Origin of the sequence: Microbacterium sp. M28, assembly GCF_025836995.1 — a bacterium.
Taxonomy (GTDB): domain Bacteria; phylum Actinomycetota; class Actinomycetes; order Actinomycetales; family Microbacteriaceae; genus Microbacterium.
The window spans coordinates 1,089,406-1,110,285 of record NZ_CP107546.1 but is presented as its reverse complement, the minus strand read 5'-3'; the positions used below and the strand labels follow the sequence as shown (position 1 = coordinate 1,110,285).

18 protein-coding genes are annotated in these 20,880 nt (G+C 66.7%); 5 read left to right on the top strand and 13 right to left on the bottom strand.

What is annotated here, in order from left to right:
* Positions 1-33 precede the first annotated feature (33 nt).
* Genes OED01_RS05490 through OED01_RS05480 form a run of 3 tightly spaced genes read left to right on the top strand, consistent with a single transcriptional unit; the run spans position 34 to position 3,301 of the window.
* Positions 34-999 carry a dTDP-glucose 4,6-dehydratase gene (locus OED01_RS05490; RefSeq protein ID WP_264157368.1) on the top strand — a complete coding sequence of 322 codons (966 nt, stop codon included), beginning with the start codon at positions 34-36 and terminating at the stop codon, positions 997-999.
* Positions 996-2,105 carry a DegT/DnrJ/EryC1/StrS family aminotransferase gene (locus OED01_RS05485; RefSeq protein ID WP_264157367.1) on the top strand — a complete coding sequence of 370 codons (1,110 nt, stop codon included), beginning with the start codon at positions 996-998 and terminating at the stop codon, positions 2,103-2,105. The genes OED01_RS05490 and OED01_RS05485 overlap by 4 nt, the downstream gene beginning before the upstream one ends.
* Entirely contained in the window at positions 2,102-3,301 is a 1,200-nt protein-coding gene (locus tag OED01_RS05480; protein WP_264157366.1) for a hypothetical protein, read from the top strand. Before OED01_RS05485 ends, OED01_RS05480 begins: the two co-directional genes overlap by 4 nt.
* On the opposite strand, the gene OED01_RS05475 is transcribed toward OED01_RS05480, so the two are convergent.
* The 11 genes from OED01_RS05475 to OED01_RS05425 all read right to left on the bottom strand — a co-directional run bounded on the left by OED01_RS05475 (position 3,298) and on the right by OED01_RS05425 (position 16,026).
* On the bottom strand, positions 3,298-4,287 hold the full coding sequence (locus OED01_RS05475; RefSeq protein WP_264157921.1) for a Gfo/Idh/MocA family protein: 990 nt from the start codon (positions 4,285-4,287) through the stop codon (positions 3,298-3,300). The two genes, OED01_RS05480 and OED01_RS05475, sit on opposite strands and share 4 nt — an antisense overlap.
* Entirely contained in the window at positions 4,284-5,381 is a 1,098-nt protein-coding gene (locus OED01_RS05470) for a DegT/DnrJ/EryC1/StrS family aminotransferase (protein WP_264157365.1), read from the bottom strand. The genes OED01_RS05475 and OED01_RS05470 overlap by 4 nt, the downstream gene beginning before the upstream one ends.
* A complete protein-coding gene (locus OED01_RS05465; RefSeq protein ID WP_264157364.1) occupies positions 5,378-5,989 on the bottom strand; it encodes an N-acetyltransferase in 612 nt (203 codons plus the stop codon). Before OED01_RS05465 ends, OED01_RS05470 begins: the two co-directional genes overlap by 4 nt.
* Entirely contained in the window at positions 5,986-7,167 is a 1,182-nt protein-coding gene (locus OED01_RS05460; RefSeq protein WP_264157363.1) for a glycosyltransferase family 4 protein, read from the bottom strand. The genes OED01_RS05465 and OED01_RS05460 overlap by 4 nt, the downstream gene beginning before the upstream one ends.
* A 47-nt stretch (positions 7,168-7,214) precedes the next feature.
* Positions 7,215-7,619, bottom strand: coding sequence for a DUF2304 domain-containing protein (locus OED01_RS05455; RefSeq protein WP_264157362.1), 405 nt, complete (start codon positions 7,617-7,619; stop codon positions 7,215-7,217).
* Positions 7,616-8,344, bottom strand: a complete 729-nt coding sequence (locus OED01_RS05450) for a glycosyltransferase family 2 protein (protein WP_264157920.1) — start codon at positions 8,342-8,344, stop codon at positions 7,616-7,618. Before OED01_RS05450 ends, OED01_RS05455 begins: the two co-directional genes overlap by 4 nt.
* 31 nt (positions 8,345-8,375) lie before the next feature.
* Complete coding sequence (locus OED01_RS05445; protein WP_318841136.1) at positions 8,376-10,226, bottom strand: DUF6541 family protein; 1,851 nt, start codon at positions 10,224-10,226, stop codon at positions 8,376-8,378.
* A gap of 41 nt (positions 10,227-10,267) precedes the next feature.
* A complete protein-coding gene (locus tag OED01_RS05440) occupies positions 10,268-11,005 on the bottom strand; it encodes an ABC transporter ATP-binding protein (RefSeq protein ID WP_264157360.1) in 738 nt (245 codons plus the stop codon).
* The gene (locus OED01_RS05435) at positions 11,002-11,952 is read right to left on the bottom strand and encodes an ABC transporter permease (protein ID WP_264157359.1); all 951 of its coding nucleotides are present in this window, start codon (positions 11,950-11,952) and stop codon (positions 11,002-11,004) included. Before OED01_RS05435 ends, OED01_RS05440 begins: the two co-directional genes overlap by 4 nt.
* Before the next feature lie 78 nt (positions 11,953-12,030).
* Entirely contained in the window at positions 12,031-14,811 is a 2,781-nt protein-coding gene (locus OED01_RS05430) for an LGFP repeat-containing protein (protein WP_264157358.1), read from the bottom strand.
* Positions 14,812-14,952: 141 nt separating this feature from the next.
* Complete coding sequence (locus OED01_RS05425) at positions 14,953-16,026, bottom strand: glycosyltransferase (RefSeq protein WP_264157357.1); 1,074 nt, start codon at positions 16,024-16,026, stop codon at positions 14,953-14,955.
* 85 nt (positions 16,027-16,111) lie between these two features.
* Here OED01_RS05425 and OED01_RS05420 point away from each other — a divergent pair, with 85 nt between their 5' ends.
* On the top strand, positions 16,112-17,878 hold the full coding sequence (locus tag OED01_RS05420) for a DUF4012 domain-containing protein (RefSeq protein ID WP_264157356.1): 1,767 nt from the start codon (positions 16,112-16,114) through the stop codon (positions 17,876-17,878).
* 144 nt (positions 17,879-18,022) lie between these two features.
* On the top strand, positions 18,023-18,718 hold the full coding sequence (locus tag OED01_RS05415) for a hypothetical protein (protein WP_264157355.1): 696 nt from the start codon (positions 18,023-18,025) through the stop codon (positions 18,716-18,718).
* Positions 18,719-18,873: 155 nt separating this feature from the next.
* Here OED01_RS05415 and OED01_RS05410 read toward each other — a convergent pair whose 3' ends face one another.
* Both OED01_RS05410 and purE read right to left on the bottom strand, forming a co-directional pair.
* Complete coding sequence (locus tag OED01_RS05410) at positions 18,874-20,322, bottom strand: LCP family glycopolymer transferase (RefSeq protein WP_264157354.1); 1,449 nt, start codon at positions 20,320-20,322, stop codon at positions 18,874-18,876.
* The gene (gene purE, locus OED01_RS05405; RefSeq protein WP_264157919.1) at positions 20,319-20,786 is read right to left on the bottom strand and encodes a 5-(carboxyamino)imidazole ribonucleotide mutase; all 468 of its coding nucleotides are present in this window, start codon (positions 20,784-20,786) and stop codon (positions 20,319-20,321) included. The genes OED01_RS05410 and purE overlap by 4 nt, the downstream gene beginning before the upstream one ends.
* Positions 20,787-20,880: the final 94 nt, after the last annotated feature.

The window sequence follows — 20,880 nt, the reverse complement described above, 5'->3', positions numbered from 1 at the left end:
ATCGCATCGCATCGCATCACCACAGGAGCAGTCATGTCTCTGTCCGCCAAATCCGTTCTCGTCACCGGCGGGGCCGGATTCATCGGCAGCCATCTGGTTGACCGCATCATCGCTGAGAACCCCGCGCGGGTGACCGTCGTGGACAACTTCTTCCTCGGCAGCGACGCGAACCTCAGGGATGCGCGTGCGGCGTTCCCCGACCTCGAGGTCGTCCGCCTCGACGCTTCCGACCTCGCATCGATGCAGGACATCGTCAGGCAGCGATCCGTCGACACTCTGTTCGACCTCGCTGTCATCCCGCTGCCGACCTCGCTCACCTATCCCGCGTGGACCGTGCAGGTGAATGTCGGCATCGCCACCACGGTCTGCGAACTCGCCCGTCGCGAAGAGATCGGTCGCCTGCTCCACGTGTCGAGCTCCGAAGCTTATGGCTCGGCGCGCCATATTCCGATGGATGAGGATCACCCGCACGACGCGATCACTCCGTACGCCGCGAGCAAGAGTGCCGCAGACCGGATCATCGAATCGTATGTGCAGACCTTCAACATCGACGCCACGGTGGTGCGGCCGTTCAACAACATCGGACCGCGCCAGAACCCCGGTTCTTACGCCGGGATCGTGCCGATCGTGATCCAACGCGTGCTGGCCGGGGAGCCGATCACCATCTTCGGCGACGGCGAGCAGACTCGCGACTTCATCTTCGCTCCCGACACCGCGGACCTGATCGTCGCCGTGCACGACACTCCCGAATGCCGCGGTCAGCTTCTGAACGTGGCCACGGGACGTGAAACCTCCGTGAACGAGATGGTACGTCGACTGCTCGAGCATCTCGGCGCGCCCGATCATCCCATCGTGCACGGCGCTGATCGTCCCGGGGACGTCCGACGGCACCTTGCCGACGTCACCAAGATGCGGACTCTGCTGAATCGCGAATCGCCGCGCCTCACGGACGACGCGCTCGCCCAGACCGTCGACTGGTACCGGAGCGAACTGTCGTGAGACTCAATGTCCCCCTCCTCGACGAGGATGAGCTCGCCGAGATCGCAGCAGTTCTCTCCACCGGGATGCTGACGCAGGGTGACCGTGCGCGCGACCTCGAAGACCTCGTCCGCGGCGTCACCGGCACCGCGCACGCCGCGGCAGTGAGCTCGGCGACGACGGGCCTCCATCTGTCTCTCGTCGCGCTCGGTATCGGTCCCGGCGACGAGGTCGTCATGCCGGCCTACAGCTTCCCCGCCACAGCGAATGCTGTCGTCCAGCAGGGGGCCGTTCCGATATTCGTCGACATAGACCCGGAGACCTTCAACATCGCGCCGGACGCGATCGCGAACGCGATGACCGAGCGCACTCGCGCGATCATGCCCGTTCACGCCTTCGGGCTGGTCGCGGACATGGACCCGATCCTCGCTATCGCCGGCGCACACGACCTCCCGGTGATCGAGGATGCGGCGTGTGCGCTGGGCGGCACGTATCACGGCCGCGCAGCTGGCTCGCTGGGCACGACCGGAGTGTTCTCGTTCCATCCGCGGAAAGTGATCACGACGGCCGAAGGCGGCATGATCACAACGAACGACCCCGTGCTTGCCGAACGCATCGACGTGCTGCGGGCGCATGGCGCCGTGCGCGGCGAACTGTTCATGGAGTTCGTCGCCGCCGGTTTCAACTATCGACTGAGCGACGTGCACGCCGCTATCGGCGTCGCGCAGATGCGCAAGTTCGAGCGCATCGTGACCTCGCGCCATTCTCTCGCCGATCGTCTCGCCGAACGCGTCGCCCAGATCCCCGGCGTCACGGCGCCGTTCGAACCCGACGGGTTGCGCCACACGTATCAGTCATTCGTCGTGATGCTCGAAGATGGGATCGATCGCGACGCCGTCATCCGGGCAATGCGCGCCGCCGATGTGGAGACGACCCTCGGCACCTATGGCATGCATCTGCAACCGTACTTCGTGGAGCGGTTCGGCGATCTGACGGCGCAGCTGCCTCATGCGACCAGGGCGCATCGCCAGGCACTCACCCTCCCGTTGTATCCGCAGTTGCGTGACGAGGACCTCGACCTCATCGCGGAGACCCTGTCTTCCGCTGTCACCGCCAACGCACGATGAGCGTTTCGCCGCGCGTCGTGGCGCGCCAGCGGCGACTCTTCGCACTGGGCCTCGCGATCGGCAGGATCTTCAGGATCCTCGGACCGCGAGTCGACTGGATCATCGGCGTCGAGGAGATCGCCGGCGTCCTCGGGAACATCGCAGCGGCCACGCCGCGATCCTTCAGCGTGGTGCGCCGCCGCCACCCGTTCTACGACACACCGTATGACGTCGTGCTGCAGGATGACACGTCGCGTTTCGAAGCACTGCGGAGACTCTACGGCGGCGCGCTCGTGCTCGGGGTGATGCTGCCCCGCGCCAAAGGCGTGATCTACGTCGGGTCGGCAGGCTTCCTCGACGGCAACGACGAGCGGGATTGGGAGTTCCAGGCCGTCCGCCGTGCGGGCAAAGCGCTCGTCTGCTGGTTCACGGGCAATGACATCCGCTCGGCCCGCCTGTCTGCGCAGTGGGGACGCGAGCACGGCCTTCCGACCATCGGCGAGGTTCTGCTCTCCGAAGGCGCCCCCTATACCGACGACGCATATGAGGAGACGAGGGTCACGCGTTCACGACGTGCCGACGACTACGCGCACGCCGTCATCACCGCCAACGTGGACCAGATCTCCCATCTCACGACCGCGACCGATCCGTTCCTCTACTTCTACCCGGACGAGAACTTCGGCTCGGACCTCTCCCGGTTCGATGACCCGGCGCGCATCGTCGTACTGCACGCTCCTTCTCACCCACGGATCAAGGGGACGGAGGCCGTGCGCACGACGATGTCCGCCATCTGTGCGCGGCACCCCGACGTCGAGTACCGCGAACTGATGGGCGTTCCGAACCAAGAGGTCCTGGCGGCTCTCGACGAAACGCATATCGTCATCAACCAACTGAACGCGCAGATGCCCGGTGTGTTCGGGATCGAGTCCATGGCGCGCTCATGCGTGATGGTGTGCAGTGCCGATCCGACTCAGGATCCGGACCTGAGCTCTGCTGTCGGCGCATGGGTCGTCTCGACGGCGAACGACCTGGAGAGCACGCTGGAGGACTTGCTGTCACGCCGGGAGACTTTGGCGGAGCAGGCGCGCCGTGGGCACGACTGGGCGCTCGCCTCCGCATCGGCATCGGCATGCACCGCCACGCTCGCACGAATCCTCGATCGAGCGCTGGACCGGGCGCGGACCGGTGGCCGATCCACGCCCGACGCCATCGATTAGGAGAGGCGCGCGACTGCACCCGTGCGCGCTGATTCCAAGGCGGATTCGACGACGGCGAGGGTGCGCTGACCCTGCTCCATCGTCACGACATCGGTCTTGTGTCCGAGGACGGCATCACGGAACGCCTCGTGCTCGACGCGAAGAGGCTCGCGCTTCGCGAAGGCGAAACGAGTGACGTCGCCTTCGGACACGCCTCGGAAGCTCGAGACGGATTCCCACTCGAGCGGGATCGTTCCGTTCGCGTAGAAGGTCAGGTCTCCGGTCGAGGTGTCGGCGACGAACGCGCCCTTCTCACCGGTGACCACCGTGACGCGCTCCTTCATCGGCGACAGCCAGTTGACGATGTTGTTCACGATGACTCCCGACTCCGTGCGTCCGGTGATCGTGATCATGTCCTCGTGCTCGCGACCGCTCTTGAAAGCAGTCTGCGCGAAGACGCGCTCATAGTCGCTCTGCACGACCCATGCCGTCAGGTCGACGTCGTGGGAGGCCAGATCCTTTGCGACGCCGACGTCAGCGATACGCGACGGAAAGGGTCCCTGGCGGCGCGTGGTGACCTGGTAGAGCGCGCCCAGTTCTCCACCTTCGATGCGGCGACGGAGCTCCTGAAGGGCGGGGTTGAAGCGTTCGATGTGTCCCACCGCGCCGACCAGCCCAGCCGAGGCGAAGGCATCGACCATGCGCTGACCTGCCTCAATGCTGTGGGCGATCGGCTTCTCGACGAGCGTGTGCACGCCGGCCGCCGCGAGCTTGAGCGCTGCTTCCTCATGGAAGCGCGTCGGCACCGCGACCACCGCGATGTCCAGCCCAGCGGTGATGAGCGCATCGATGTCCGGCAGGACGGTCAGATCACCGGCGACACCATGCGGGTCACCGCCGGGATCTGCGATCGCCACGAGATCCACACCGTCGAGCTCACGCAAGACACGTGCGTGGTGACGGCCCATCATCCCGACTCCGAGGAGTCCTGCACGAAGCGCCATCAGGCGCCCGCTCCTGCCAGTTCGTTGACCGCTGCGACGATACGCTCCAGGTCGTTCTGGGTCAGAGACGGATGCACCGGAAGCGATACCACCTCTCGCGCAGCGCGCTCGGTTTCGGGGAGATCGAGTCCAGGCGCGTACGGGGAAAGCGAGGGCAGGCGGTGGTTGGGAATGGGATAGTACACACCTGCACCGACGTTGTATTCGTCCTTGAGCGCCTTGACGAAACCATCGCGGTCTTCGGAGACGCGAACGGTGTACTGGTGGTACACGTGCACCGCGCCCTCGGCGACAGGCGGGACGATCACTCCACGCAGATTGGCATCCAGGAACCTGGCGTTCTCCTGACGCTTCGCGGTCCACGCATTCACCTTGGTGAGCTGCACTCGGCCAATGGCAGCGTGGATGTCGGTCATGCGAGCGTTGAAGCCGACGATCTCGTTCTCGTACTGGCGCTCCATACCCTGATTGCGCAACAGCTTCACCCGCCGGGCGATCTCGTCCGTTGCTGTCGAGACCATTCCGCCTTCGCCGCTGGTCATGTTCTTGGTCGGGTACAGGCTGAACATCGCGAACTCGCCGAACGTACCCACCGGCCGACCGTCGAGCGCTGCACCGTGTGCCTGTGCCGCGTCCTCGTACAGAGCGACGCCTCGTGCAGCCGCCAGGACCTCGAGTTCTCGCATGCGTGCCGGGTGCCCGTAGAGGTGCACCGGGAGGATGCCCTTCGTCTTGGGCGTGATCGCCGCTGCCACAGCCTCAGGGTCGAGTGAGAACGTCTCCGGTTCGATATCGACGAAAACCGGGGTGGCGCCGGTGAGCGCCACCGAGTTCCCGGTCGCCGCGAAGGTGAATGAGGGCACGATCACCTCGTCGCCGGCGCCGACGCCTGCGGCCAGCAGACCGAGGTGCAAACCGGCGGTACCGGAGTTCACGGCGACCGAGGGACGCCCCTGCACGAAATGATTCGAGAACTCGCTCTCGAAGGCGGCAACCTCCGGGCCCTGGGCGACCATTCCGCTGCGCAGCACACGGTCTACAGCTTCGCGCTCGTCGTCGCCGATGATCGGCTTGGCCGGGGGAATGAACTCGCTCACACGATCTCCTTGCTCAGAGTGCCATCGTTCTCGATGTACTGGTCACCCGTGGATGGGCACACCCAGACGCCTTCGGCGTCGGTCCGGGTCAGCGGGACTCCCGCCTCCCCCACCCAGCCGATGCGACGTGCAGGAACACCTGCAACCAGCGCGTAGGCGGGGACGTCTTTGACCACGACCGCGCCAGCAGCCACGGTGGCCCACGCGCCGATCGTGACCGGGGCGACGCAGGTCGCGCGTGCGCCGATGGACGCGCCGCGCTCAATCGTCACACCGACCGGCTCCCAGTCGTGGGCGCTCTTGAGCGAACCATCGGCATTGATAGCGCGCGGGTAGGTGTCATTGGTGAGCACGACTGCTGGACCGATGAAGACGCCGTCGCCGAGCTTGGCGGGCTCGTAGACCAGCGCGTAGTTCTGCACCTTGCAGTTGTCGCCCATCACGACGCCGGTTCCGATGTACGCGCCGCGGCCGACGATGCAGTTCTCGCCCATCCGCACGTCCTCGCGAACCTGGGCGAGATGCCAGATCGACGAGCCGTCGCCGATGGAGGCGTTCGGCGACACATCAGCGGATTCGACGATACGGACGGATGCAGGTTTGTTCACGAGAGAGGCCTTTCACGTCCGTCGGGGGTGGCGCCGGGAGCGCCTCTCAGCTTACCCGCCTCGCGCGCAACGACCTGGGAGACGGCTTCAGCGACCTGGTCGGCGACCGCGTTCAAAGACACGTGCTCGCGCGCCCACGCCGCCCTCTCACGGCGCCGTTCCTCTCGTACACCGTCCTCCGCTTCGTCGAGCAACTCGCGCATTCCTGCCGCGACCGCTTCTGAGGTGAATTCGACAGCGTGTCCCAGGCCTGCTGTGCGAACGAGATCGGCCCCCGTGTCCGGTCCGGCGAACAGCACGGGGGTACCCACGGCCGCCGCCGCATATGTCTTCGTCGGTTTGGCGAAATCGTAGCCGATGCCCGGCACGATGCTCACCAGTGAGGCCACCGCCCCACGGATCCAGCGGGCGGACTCGGCGGGGCTCACGACGCCGCCGAATTCCACCCGCCCGGGAACGAGTTCGTCCGCGATGCGGCGAAGCTGGTCTTCGACGGCGCCCTGTCCGAAGAACCGCAGGCGCAGGTCGGGCTGCTCGTCGGCGATCTCAGCGAAGGCGCGGACGAAGACCTCCGGCTGCTGCCATTCCGACATCGTTCCCGTATAGACGAAGTAACGATCCGAGGCGGCAGGCTCCGCATCAGGAGTGAAGACGTCCGTGTCGATACCGTTGCCGACGGTCGTGATCCTCGCCGGAACCGCCCCGAGCACCTTCAGTCGTTCCGTGACTTCGTCGGAGACCGAGATGATTCGGGCCGAACGGGACAGCACCGTGCGCTCGAGCATCCGCATGATCGACACGACGAGACGGGGGGCGCCCATCGATTTGACGCCGTCTGTCCATACATCCGCGGCGTAGTACACGACGGGCCGACGCCGCAGCCCTGCGGCCATCGCCGCGATGAGTCCGGTGGTCGGCGGCGACTCGGCGACCACCACATCGAAGCGCTGGGCGATGAGACGGAACAGCAGCGGCACATCGAAGCTCATGTACTGCACGTACCCGCGAACGTTGCCGCCCTTGTCGCGCAGAACCGGCCAGCGACGGATCCGGATGCCAGACGGGTCAACGGCTTCCGGTGCGTGTGCTGGAGGCCGCGAGGTCAGAACGGTGACCTCTGCGCCACTGCGTCGCAGGGCGCGTGCGAGCGCACCGAGGCGGAATGCCCCTGCGCTCACCTCGGGTGGGAAGAGTCTCGAGGCGATGAGGGCTCGGGTCGGGTGGGTCACTGAGCCTCGTCCTCTTCCCCGGCATCGGGGCGGCCCGAATCGGCGCCGCTGAAGCGTCGTTCCAGCTGGGCGATGCGGTACTCCTGGAAAGCCGAGTGTTCGGCGAGTGTGCGCAGCTTCTCCTCGATCCGGGTCAACTCCGCGCCGTACTGCAGGCTGACGAGGAACAGGAGCCCGATCGCGATGAAGAAGACCAGGTTCGTCGGAATGCTGATCCCGAGGGTCTTGGCCGCCCAGGTGAGCGTCTGCGGAAAGACCGCGATGATCAATGCCAGAACGCCGCCGACGAACCACCATACGGCGTGGCGCTCCCGCAGGGTGCCACGTCGCATGAGCTCGATGATGGCGGCGAGCGCCAACACGGCTGCGACGATCCCGAACGCATAGGTGACAGGATTCACGACTGCACCTCCACACGTGCTCGCGGGCGCATCATCGCCAAGCCGAACGCTGCGCATGCGCGAGTCAGGTAGACGGCAGCCTTGACGGGATGATGCGAAGGCACGCCGGCCTGACGTTCCCGCATCTCCACGGGGAACTGGCGGATGACCAACCCGGCACGCGCCGCGATGACGAGTGCTTCGATGGTGTCACCGAGGTACTCGGCGGGGAAATCGTCGGCGAAAAGGCGAACGGCACGAGGGCCGGCCGCCTTGAACCCACTGGTCACATCCGTCAACGGCGTTCGCGCGACGCGACTCATCACCGCGGCGAGCACGCGCATCGCCCAGCGACGCGGGCCGCGGACTCCGTATGCTCCGACGCCGGCGAACCGCGCACCGATCATGAGATCGGTACTGCCCAGCCCGGCGACCAGTTCACGGATGACCATGGGATCGTGCTGCCCGTCCGCGTCGACCTGCACGACGATGTCGAACCCGTTGTCGCGCGCGAAGCGATACCCGGCGCGCATGGCGCCGCCGACACCGAGGTTGTAGGGCAGGGTGAGCACGTCAGCGCCGGCCGCTTGGGCCCGCTCGCCCGTGCGGTCGGTGGAGCCGTCGTCGATCACGAGGACTCGTCCGCCGGAGATCGCCTTTCGTACGTCGCGCACGACGTGCGCGACGGACTCTTCTTCGTTCAGCGCCGGAATGACGACGAGAATGGGAGGATCGGTTGGACTCATCGGATCAAATCCTATCGATCGCGCGCGATGGTCACGGCGTGCATCCGGACAGTTCGTACAGTGCAGCGTCGCCGACACGTGCGACCTCGGTGAAGTCCGAGGAGTCGGAGAACCCATGGAGACCATCGAAAGGATCGCGGTACTCCTCGAAGATCAGCCGGTCGCCGAAGTCGAAGACGTACTCCACCCCAAGACGCTCCGCTGCTTCACAGACCTCGGGCCCGCCCTCGACCATTTCCTGAGAGAGCAGTCTCGCGTCTGCACCATACTGTCCGCCGACATGCGGGAACACCACGTCGCGGCCGGTATACGCGAGGAAGAGCCCTGCGCCGGTCAGAGGATCCCCGATGATGACGCTGTCTTCACCGACGATCGCGTCGGCCTTCGCGAAAAGCGCGGCCTCGTCGGGTGTGAGCCCCTGTGACGCGACATCGAAACGGAACGCCACACCACGCGCGAACGACAGGTCGTTCTTCAGCGCGACGAGATGCGTCGCCGCCAAGGCGATCAGGCCGACGAGCGCGAAAGCCAGCAGAGCTCGCCGTTTCGCTCGATAGAGCGCACCGAGCCATTCGGTGACGACGGAGGCACCGAGCGCTGCGAGCGGCAGACCGGTCACCGCGAGCAGCGCGGCAACCCGTGTCGTGTCGTCATACCAGATCCCGACGACCGCGCTGCGAACAGAAAGAACAGGCATCCACGCGGCGAAGAGGAAGAACATCGCCGCGATCGCGTGCATCCAAAGAACCCACCACAGTCGGTCCTTGACGACCCGATAGATTCCGATCGCTGCAAGAACGCCGACGAGGAGACCCGTCGCACGACCGACCGGGCTCAGGAATGCCACCTCCCCGGCCGCCTGGGCGAACGACATGCTCGGGAGCCATTCGTGTGTCGTCACGTTCGCCTCGCGCCAGATGAGTACCAGCACGATGATGGCCACGCCCGCTGCGGCGATCAGGATCGCGCGGACACGGGCGCTGCCCTGTCTGCCGGCTCGCCACATCGTCGTGAACGCGAAAGGGACGAGCAAGACGATCCCCGCGAGCAACGCCGAGGGGTGCCCCATCGCGGTCGCGCCAGCGGCAGCGATGGAGATCAGGATCAGCAATCCCCGCGAGAAGACGTCGATCCCCCGCCGACACGCGAGAAGAACGAACGCCAGGAAGAGCGGAAGGAGGAGGTCGCCGAGAAGATTCGGGTAGAGCACGCCCCAATTCAAGAACCCCAACGGAAACGCGCTGAATCCGAATGCGACCAGCGGTGCCCACACGCCTGCATATGCGTATCGGGGAAAGAGCACACTGGCGAACGTGGCCAGGGCGACCGGCCAGATCAAGGCGATCGATATCACCGAGACGACGTTGGTCGCGACGACCGCGGACTCCGTCAGGGGAAGGACAAGACTGACCAGAGCATGCCAGGCTGTGGGATAGAAGCTCGCCTCACGTCCGGGATACGCCATCGTCATGTGGAAAGGCGACGCATCGCCCGTCTGCACGATGAACTCCGCGGCATTGATGTGGAAGATCCCGTCGTACAACTGCGAAGGATGCGAAGGATCGGAGATCGCGTAGGCGACCACGACCGTCCAGCCCACGAAGGCGAGCGCCACGGACCCCCAGGTCCAGCCGGACTTCTGCGACGCTTCCCCGACTCGTCGATGCCGCCCCAGGAACCAGAACGCACCCGCGATCAGGCTCACGACGATGGCTACGATGACGACGGGAACCACCGACCACGTGATCCCGACGAGCGGTGCGACGATGCTCGCCGCAACGATGATGGCTACAGACGTCGCGACGGCGACGCCCAGACGGAGCACGCCGCGCACAGGCGCGAAGAATGCCGTCGGAAGTCCCGGCACCACCAGCAGCGCCATCGTCGCGAGCAGCGCCGGCGATTGTTCGATCCAGCTCACGATCATGCGTCCACCAGTGCGATCGCGCCTTCGACCGCACCGTCGTAGATGACTTCGCCCTTGTTGATCACGACACCGCGGACGCAGAGTTCGCGCACCATCTCCATGTCATGGCTGACCACGACGAGGGTCTTGCCGCGCGCGATGAGCTCCTCGAACTTCAGGCGGCACTTCTCGCGGAACGGTGCGTCACCGACCGAGAGGATCTCGTCGACGAGCAGGACGTCCAGCTCGACATGAATCGCCACCGAGAATGCGAGCCGCATGAACATTCCGGACGAGTAGTGCTTGACCTCCTGGTCGATGAACTCCTCGATCTCGCTGAAAGCCACGATCTCGTCGAAGCGCGCCTCGATCTCGTGCTTCTTCATCCCGAGGATCGCCGCGTTGAGGAAGACATTCTCGCGGCCGGAGAGCTCGGGGTGGAAACCGGCGCCGACCTCGATGAGGCCCGCGACTCGGCCGCGGGTGAGCACTTGTCCTTCGTCCGGCTCCATGACGCCGGAAACGAGCTTGAGCAGCGTCGACTTACCCGATCCGTTCAGCCCGAGAATCGCAACGGACTCCCCCTCACCGATCACGAGGTCGATGCCCTTGAGCGCCTCGAACTGGCTGGTGAGCTTGCGCCTCTTGATCCAGGCGACCACGGTGTCCTTCAGGGAGAAGGCGTGGTTCAGTGTGAAGCGCTTGCGCACCCGTTCGATGATGATGCTGGGCTTGATCGCCGTCTGCTCGCTCATAGGTCCTGCGCGAACCTTCCTTCAAGGCGTCGGAATACGAGCTGACCGATCAGCAGCGTCGCGACGGCGATGAGCAGTGTCCAGAGTGTGTTCCAGGCGAGGCCGGGTGGAAGAGCCATCATCTGCGCGCCGTCGTAGCCCGAGGCCGAGATCATGCCCTCGGTCGCCGGTCGCCAGAATGCGTAGTGGAAGAGTTCGACGCCCTGCGTGATCGGATTGAGCATGTAGACCTCGACGAGCCACTGCGGCCACCCCAGGGTCTCGACGAGTGCTTGCTGCACCTGAGTCCAGGAGTAAAGGACGGGCGAGGCCCAGGTCGCCAGCAGCAGCAGCAGCTCCACGATGTTCTCGGCATCACGGAACCGGACGTTGATCGCGCCGAAGAGGAGCCCGAGTCCGAGCGAGAAGATCATGACGATAGCCATGCCCGCGAGTATCGCCAGCGCCGAGATGATCGTGACGTGCGTGATCCAGCCGAGCAGCAGGCAGACCACGAGCAGCAAACCCACCTGCGGGAGGAAATGCACGAATGCCACGATCACGGCCGAGACCGCGAACAACTGCCGCGGGAGGAACACCTTTCGCACGAGCGGCGCGTTGCCCACGATCGAGGTGGTGGCGTTCTTGAAGCCCTCCGAGAAGAGATTGATGACGACGATGCCCGAGAACAGGTACACCGCGTAGTTCGGGATGCCCCGGTCGAGGTTCATGAACAAGCCGAGGACGACCCAGAACACCAGGAACTGCGCAGCGGGGCGAACGTACGACCAGGTCCAACCCAGAACCGAATTGCGATAGCGGGTCGTCACGCCGGTGCGCACCAGCAGGTTCAGCAGATACCGCCAGCGCACCACATCGATCAACCCACGACTCTTACCGGGAGTCTCGAACTCGGAACGCGGGACGGTGGCGAAAAGATCTCGGGTATCAGTCACTGGCCCACTCATTCGGAGGCGACGACGGTCGTCATCGCGAACCTCAGTATCCTACGGCACGCACGCTGAGAGCCGCCGCCACACGCGAGATCAGCGGACTGTGATCGTCTTCGTCGCACTGTCGTACGACACGGTCGCACGCTGGAATCGCTGTGTCGTGACCGTTCCGTCGGTGCGCGCCGGCTCGATCGGGTAGCCCAGCGCGGTCACACCGCGCCTGTTCCATTCAACCGCCAACGGAGGAGGAATCAGTTGCAGGCCTGTGGCCGCCGAGAACGCGAGCGTTCCGTTCGTCGACGCAAGGAGACATCCTCCGCTGATAAGTCCGCAACGCAGCCTCCCCGTCGGCTCGCCGGCGGCACCGGCTGCTCCTCCGGTACGGATGTAGGCATCCAGGAAACCACCGTTCGGAATGGCGAAAGCACCGAGTCGTCCGGAGGTCACCGCACCCTTGGAGAACATCTGGGCGATGCCAGGCTTCGTGGTTGAAACCGGATATCCGAGCATGGATATCCCGACCCGGTTCCATTCGGCCGCGACAGGCGCCGACATCAGCACCGCCCCCGTGCTGGCGGAGTAGCCGACCGTACCGTTCTGGAAAACCATGAGACACCCGCTGTCGGGGAGACCGCATCGCGGCTCACTCACGGGCCAGCCCCAGCTACCCGTTGGACCACCGGCCGCGACATACCGATCCAGGAGAACTCCCGGCATCATGGCGACAACACCCGCGTCGGAAGCGAACAGCGTGGCACGTGTGAACGCCTGACGCTCTCCCCCACCATTCGCAGCGAACGTCTGCGCGGCTGCTGCCGGGTACCCGAGCCGCGCGATCCCCTTCCGGTTCCACTCGGCGGCGACAGGCGGTGACATCAGCACCGATCCGGTACTCGGCGAGTACCCGACGGTGCCATGCTGAAAGACCATCAGGCAGCCGCCGTCAGCGAGACCGCACCGCGGCTGGCCGGCTGGCCAGCCCCATGAGCCGGCAGGCCCACCCGCCGCCAGGTAGTTGTTCCGGAAGGCGCCGTCGCCCATCGCGAAGGCACCCGACTTCGATGCCCACAACGTCGCACGAGTGAACTGCTGCTGGTCTCCGCCCCCGTTGGCGCTGATCGTCTCGCCGGCACGGTTCGGGTACCCGATCGCGACGGCGCCGAGTTTGTTCCAGCCGGCTGCGATCGCCGGGGTCATCGAGAATGCTCCGGTTGCCGGTGAATACCCGACGGTGGCGCGCTGGAATGCCTGCAGGCACCCCCCTTCGACGAGGCCGCAGCGCGCTGCCGCCGTGGGATATCCCATGGCCACCGCACCGACACGATTCCATTCCGCTGCGATCTCCGAAGGAATGAACACAGCACCCGTCGCGGCGGAGTATCCCACCGTTCCCTTCTGGAAAGCCTGCAGGCAACCGTCGTCGACGAGGCCGCAACGCGCTGCCGCCGTCGGATATCCCATGGCCACCGCACCGACACGATTCCATTCCGCTGCGATCTCCGAAGGAATGAACACAGCACCCGTCGCGGCGGAGTATCCCACCGTTCCCTTCAAGAAGGCCTGCAAGCATCCGCTGTCGATCAGGCCGCAACGCGCTGCCGCTGCCGGGTAGCCCATGACGGCGGCACCGACCCGATTCCACTCCGCTGCGATGGTCGCGGGAACCAGCACGGCCCCCGTCGTCGGCGAGTATCCCACCGTGCCTTTCTGGAACACCGTGAGACATCCGCCGTCCACCATCCCGCATCGCGGAATACTGGCCGGCCATCCCCAACTCCCTGCCGGTCCCCCGCTTGACAGGTAACTGGAACGCAGCGGTCCGTTCCCGATGGCAAACGCGGTTGTGGATGCGGCCTGCAACCAGATCGAGCCCCGCTGGAACTCCTGTACGTAACCGCCACCGTTGGCCGACACGCTCTTCTCCGCGCCCACCGGCACGCCCAACGTGCCGTTGACCCCGCCAAGCGCCTCCCACGCCTTCAGGATCGGCGCGCGAAGGTTGTACTGCGTCGGGCCGAACCAATCGGTGAAGTAGTTGTAGAAGTTCCGGTTGCCATATGCGCCGCATGGCTCGGCAGCGCCGTATCCGGCGCGCAATGCCGCAGCGTTCGGCTGGTAGGGCGTGTAGTAGTAGAGCGCAGAGGTCGCCTTGTTGGCGACGTAGACGGGTGAGCTGCCGCAGGACACCTCGACGTCATAACGGATGTTCCACGTCTTGCCCGGCGCGTACCACGTGAAGTAGCGCCCCTCCATGTACAGCTGCATCTGCCTGGCCCCACCGTAGAGCTGGGTGAAGAAGCCGGAGGATCCGGGGTCGCAGGGCGCTGTATCCGGGCAGTTGAATCCCATGGCGATCGCGTAGCGTTCCGGACTCGGGTAAGTGTGCGTGATGAGGCCCTGCTCTTTCTGCAGCATGACGATCAGCACCTGCGGATTGATGCCGCATGCCTGGGCAACCTTCAGAATGATGCGTGCAGCAGGCTCACTCGCCGCTCCGCCATACGCGGCGCAGTACTTGTCCGCAGCCTTCGACTTGGTGGTGATCCTCAAGTCCTTGAGGCAGACGATCGGCCGACCCTTGGAATCCAGCCCCGTGCGGCACTTCGGCACCTTGCTGTTCAGGAACGCCTGGATCTGCGCTTCCGTCATCGTGCGATTGTTCGTGAAGACCGCATCGCTGATGATGTTGCCTGGTTTGAAACCGACCAGGGTCGTCTTCACGATCCCCGTCGCTGCCGGATCAGCAGCCGCACGGCTGATCGACGCCGCGCCGACTCCCGCCTGAGCGGTCGCGGCGGAAACAGGGATGACCGTGCCGACCGTGACCGCGAGAGCGGCGACGAAGACTGTGAGGATTCGGGCGATCCTCGGCACGTTTCGAGAGCGTGGGGCACGTCGAGACATGTGACCAGTGTGACCTATGTGGCGGGATGATGCCACTGTGATCCCGAAATGGAGGCATTGACTCCGGGCGTGTCGCGCGATCTCAGCGACCTTTCAGGCAACGCGTGAGCGCTACAACTCCGCGTGCAGCGCCCACACACGCTCAGCCGAACTCGCCCACGAGAACGCCCTCGACCGGTCGCCCGCGATCACCCGATAGCGCGCGTTCCCTCCCGCGACCGCATCCGCGACGGCATCCGGGATGTCCGAGTCTGCGACGAGCGCCCCGCCGTCGGCGATGACGTCGCGGTGCACCTCGTCGTCGACCGCGACGACGGGAACGCCGAGCGTCATGGCCTCCACCGCGCGCCACGGCCACGCGGACAGCGCACTCGTCGCCGCGTACGCGCTCGCACCCGCGAGCACCGCCGCGCGGTCGGCCTCGTCCAGCCTCCCGCGCACATGCACGCGCCGCTCTGGAAGCCCTGCGGCTGAGGCTGCTTCGACCACCGCAGGCTCCGCGCCTTCCGGGGAATCGAGCACGACCGCATCCGTACCGGCCGCCACGGCCCCGCGGAAACCGGACTCGTACGACACCCGGTCGCCGGTGATGACGACGTACTCCGACGGCACTCCGACCGCCGTACGCCGGGCGTCGGCATCCGTCGGCGCGGCGAAGCCCGTGGGCGCCGCCCCCGCGATCACCCGCACGCGATCCCCGAACCGCGCATACGCCTCCAATCGGTCGACGAACGCATGGGACGGAACCACGATCGCATCGGCGTGCTTGGCCGCCCGTCGCAGCATGCTCCGATACCACGTGACCGCCGGCTTGGCCATCGTCTCCGGCGCCTCCCACGCGTTCAGATCCCACAGTGTGACGACCGTCTGGTCCATGTCGTGCACGCGGTCGTGCTTGACCAGAGGCGCCATCAGGCTCGGCGCGTGGATCATCCCGCCACCGACGCCAGGGGCCATGCCCAACTGCCAGGATGCCGCGAGCTCCCGCCGCTGCAGGCCCAGTGCACGCACGTCGCCGAGGCCGCGGATCCGCGGCTTCGCGCCGGCCGGCACGATCGCGCCGACCGTGCAGTCGCGGGGCGCCGTCGCGATGAGTCCGCCGGTCAGATCCAGGGACGCCCAGGCGATGTCGGGCGACACGACCTGCGCGAGCTGGTCGAGGACGACACGCAGCTGAGCACTCATAACAGAAGGGTAGACGGGGCCGACCGCTTCGTCGGGATGCGCGCCAGAGATCGCCCGGACGGCACCGGCGTGCTTGAATGCTCACGTGAGCGACGGACGACTCCCCCGGCATCGCCGTGGATGGCTTGGGTGGACCATCGGCACGCTCGTCGTGCTCCTGCTGCTGGCCCTCGGTTGGGTGGGTGTACGCGGTATCGGCGCCGTTCAGGAGCTGCAGGCCGTGTCGGACGAGACCTCGGACCTGAAAGAGGCGATCGCGGCCCAGGATCTCGAGCGCGCCCAGCACATCGCCGACCGGATCACCCGCGATGCCTCGGAGGCCGCGGCGCTGGTCTCGGATCCGGTCTGGCGAGCCTTCGAGTTCGTCCCCTGGCTGGGAGCCAACTTCACGGCGGTGCGCGAGGTCGCCGAGATCGCCGCCAGCGTCGGCTCCGATGCGCTGGCCCCGGTCCTGGATGCCGCGGATGAGCTGCAGCTCGCCAACCTCGGCTTCGTGGGCTCATCGATCGATCTCACCCCGTTCGCCGCCGTCCAGGAACCCCTCGGCGCCGCGTCCGAGACGCTCTCGGCCGCTCTCGTCCGGGCCCGCGGCATCGATGCAGGCGCGACCCTCCCGCCGCTGCAGGACGCGGTCCGCCAGATGCGCGACGGCGTGGAGGAAGCCGCGACGGTGGTGGGATCCCTGCACGGGGCATCCGTCCTCCTGCCCACGATGCTCGGCGCCGAGGGCCCGCGCTCGTATGTCGTGGCGATGCAGAACAACGCCGAGATCCGCTCATCGGGCGGCATCGTGGGTGCTGCCGCGCTGATCGCCGCGGACGCCGGACAGATCCGGATCGTGCGCAACGCCTCCAGCGCCGACTTCCCGACCCTGGATACGCCGTTGGAGGTGAGCGAGTCCACGCTCGCGCTGTTCGAGGAGCAGCCGGGGCGCTACATCCAGAACACGACGAGCGTCCCCGATTTCCCCGAGGCGGCCCAGCTCATCGCGAACAGGTGGATCCAGCAGTTCGGCGGCGCCGTGGACGGCGTGATCGCGGTCGACACGGTCCTCGCGCAGCATCTGCTCTCCGCCACCGGACCCGTGACGGTCGGTCCGTTCACGATCGACGAGGACAACGTCCTCGCCTTCCTCCTCTCGGAGATCTACAGCGCGGTCCCCGATCCCGCCGCACAGGACGTCGTGTTCGCCCAGGCATCCGCCGCCCTGCTCGCCGCCGCCCTCTCGTCCGGGCAGACACCGGCGCTGCTGGGGGCTCTGGCCGAGTCGGCCGACGAAGGACGCATCCGGATCTGGAGCGCGCATGAAACCGAGCAGGCCATCCTGGCCGAGACGGCGCTGGCCGGCACCCTCCCGACGGATGCCGAGGATGCGGTCTGGGTCGGCGCACTGTTCAACGACACCACCGGCGGCAAGATGGACTACTACGCGGACGCGGCGTTCACGATCGCGACCGGCGTCTGCTCCGGCGCACCGACCACGCGCGTCCAGGTCACCTGGACCAACGACGCGCCGCTGGATGCCGCCACCGCCCTGCCCCCCTACGTGACCGCCGCGGGCTGGTACGGCGTCCCGGCGGGAGAGACCCGCACCCTCGTCGCGGTGTACGGGCCCCAGGGCGCCACACCGGTCAGGGTGGACCGCGACGGCGCCGATGAGCAGGTGCAGACGGCCGTGCTCGACGGGCGCACGGTGCTGCAGCATTCCGTGCAGCTCGCGCCGGGAGAATCGACCACGATCACCGTCGACTTCACCGGAACCGGTGCTGGCGAGCGGCTCACGGAGCTCGCGCACACCCCGCTTCTGAGCGACCCTGAGGTGACACGCGAATCCATCGACTGCGGGTCGTGACATTCGGGCTCGCATGCGCTAGTGTCAAGCCCACTGGGGAATATCGGGCTCTACCATCCTGCCGTGGGGGCAGGAAGGGTCCGCGCAGTCGAACGCAGGGGTGTGTTCGGGTGTGAATTCCGCGTGTCTCTCTGGGGGAGAATCATGCTGAAGAAGATGGCCGTCATCGGCCTTACCGCGGGTGCGCTGCTGATGATCGCGCCCACCACCGCAACCGCCGCGTCCTTCGAGACGCCCGCGCCGACTCCATCGCCGCGCACGTACGCGGAGACTCCGCGTGTGTCGGTCGGCGATCCGATCATCGACACCTGCGAAGCGTCGACGATCACGTTCGGGGCGGGGTACTTCCTGCCCGGCGAACGCGTCGGCGTGTCGGTTTCGGGCCTGAACGCGGCCACGGCCGCCGTCTCCGGCACGATCGCCGACGGCGCCGGCGGACTCGTCGTCTCGTTCCGTCCGCCCGCGGACGGTGCGGGGACGTACTCGCTCGCCTTCGCAGGGAGCGCGGGGAGTGCGCGCAGCGGCGGCTCGGCAGTGTCCGGGACGTCGGCGGACACCGCTGCCCTGGCCACAGCCGTCACGGGTCCGGATTACACCGCGACGATCACCGTCGTCGGCTCGGGCGGCATCGCAGGCGACTGCGAGATGGATCCGGCGCCCGCCGGGACCGAGCTGCCCCTGACCGGGTCGGCCGAATCGACCGGATCCTCCGGGTCCGGTATGGAGCTCGCGCTCACCGGCGGCTCTGTCTCACCGTGGATCATCGGCGGAGGCGCACTGGCGCTCACCGCCGGCGGCGTCCTGATCGCGGCCGGCGCCGCGCGTCGACGCCGCATCTGAGTCCGGCCGCTGCGCGCGGCGACCGGACTGGCCGGGCGACGGCGGCCCCTCCCCCTCCGTCCGTCGTCGCCCTGTGCCGGAGAGATGGACCCGTGGAGCGTGGGGCTCCACGGGTCCATCGACATGCCCGCGGAGAGCGCGGAGCCGTCTCCTGGTCAGGAGGACGGCTCGGGCGTCGGGGTCGGCGGGTGCAGCGTCTCCTGGATCATCTGACGGATGTACTCGTAATCCGGATCCCGATCGTCGATTCCGCTCTCGGGCGTGAGCTCGATCGACGTGACCGGCTGCTCCTTCGCCTTGACGACCAGGTCGAAGAACTCGGGCAGCTTATCCTGCGGCAGATCGGTCTTCACGAGCGCGGTGCCGGCCGCTGCGATCTCGTTGAACCTGGTGAGCACGGTCTGCGGCGTGAACTGCGCGAGGATCGCCTCCTGCAACTGGCGCTGGCGCTTCATGCGGTCCCAGTCGTTCGTGGTGTACCGCGACCGGGCGTACCACTGCGCGGTGTCGCCGTTCATCGTCTGCTCGCCCGGTTCGATCCAGCCGATCGCCCAATCCTCGGCCGGCTCACCGGTGTACGAGGGACCGCCGCCCTTCGGCAGCCGCTGATCCACGGTGACCTTGACGCCACCGAGCGCGTCGATCAGGTTGGCGAAGCCGTTCATGTCGATGAACACGTAGTACGGGATCTCGATGCCGAGGATCCCCTCGGCTGCGTCCTTGGTGGCTTCGATTCCCGGCTCGGAGCCGTTCGCCTCGGCATCCGGATACAGCTGGGCCCCGTCGCCGCAGACCTCGACCTCGGTGCGCAACTGGTTGATACCGCTGCCCCACCCGCACGTCTCATCGTCGTGGCTCTCGTGCCCGTCCGGGTACTTGTCGCGCATCGGCCCCTCGGCGAACGGGAAGCCGGGCATGTCGCGCGGGATGCCGGTGATCGTCACCGCACCGGAGTCCGCATTGACCGAGACGACCGAGATGCTGTCGTAGCGCATCGAGTCGCGGCCCTCTCCGCTGTCGGCACCGAGCAGCAGGATGTTGTAGTAGCCGTCGCTCGGCGGCAGGCTCGGTCCGCTCATCGTGAAGATCGATCCGAGTGTGTCGCGGCTGGATCCGACGACGGTCGCCGCGTACGCGGTACCAGAGCTGACGAGGCCGAGGATGACGAGCATCGCGATGGGGATGCCGAAGCGCGAGACGGTCGACACCTTCACCAGCCGGACCAGGCGCAGCGTGTCGATCGTCAGGACGATCCACAGCACCAGATAGCCCACCAGTGCCGCCTGCACGAGGGTGAGCAGGATGGTGGACACCCACCCCGCACCGACCGTGAGCCACAGGAACGTCGGCCTGGCGAACAGCGCGAGACCGACCGCGATGATCACCAGGAGCCAGCCGATCAGCGTGGCACCGAGGGCGAACCGACCGAGTCGCCGGTTTCCCGCGAGCACCTGCGCCGATCCGGGGACGAGCACGTTCAGGACGACCAGCCACCACCCTCGGCGCGCCATGAAGCCGGAATCGCTCAGATCGGGATTCCGCATCGGCCGCGTCTCGATGATCGGACGTGCGGCGAAGCCGGCCCGAGGGGCGGCGATGGTCACAGCGAGTCCTTCAGCCGCTGATTCTTCTCCGCTACCTGCCCCTCGAGCGTGCGGGCGTACTCCTCGATGCGATCGGCGACCTCGGCATCCGCTGCTCCGATGATCCGGGCCGCCAGGATGCCGGCGTTGCGCGCCCCGCCGATCGAGACCGTCGCGACAGGGATGCCCGCCGGCATCTGCACGATCGAGAGCAGCGAGTCCATGCCGTCCAGGTAGGCCAGCGGAACCGGGACGCCGACGACGGGCAGCGGCGTCATCGACGCGAGCATGCCGGGCAGATGCGCTGCACCGCCTGCGCCGGCGATGATCACCTTGATGCCGCGCCCCCTGGCGTCGCGGGCGTACTGGACCAGCTTGTCCGGTGTGCGGTGAGCCGAGACGACCTCGACCTCGTGCGCGATCCCGAAGTCGGTCAGCGCCTGCGAGGCGTCGCTCATGATGCGCCAGTCGGAGTCGGAACCCATCACGACGCCGACGAGGGGCATGGCAGAGGAATGCAGCAGCTCAGTCACTCCCCCAGGGTACGGTCTGACGCCTCCCGATCCGCTGAACGGCGCG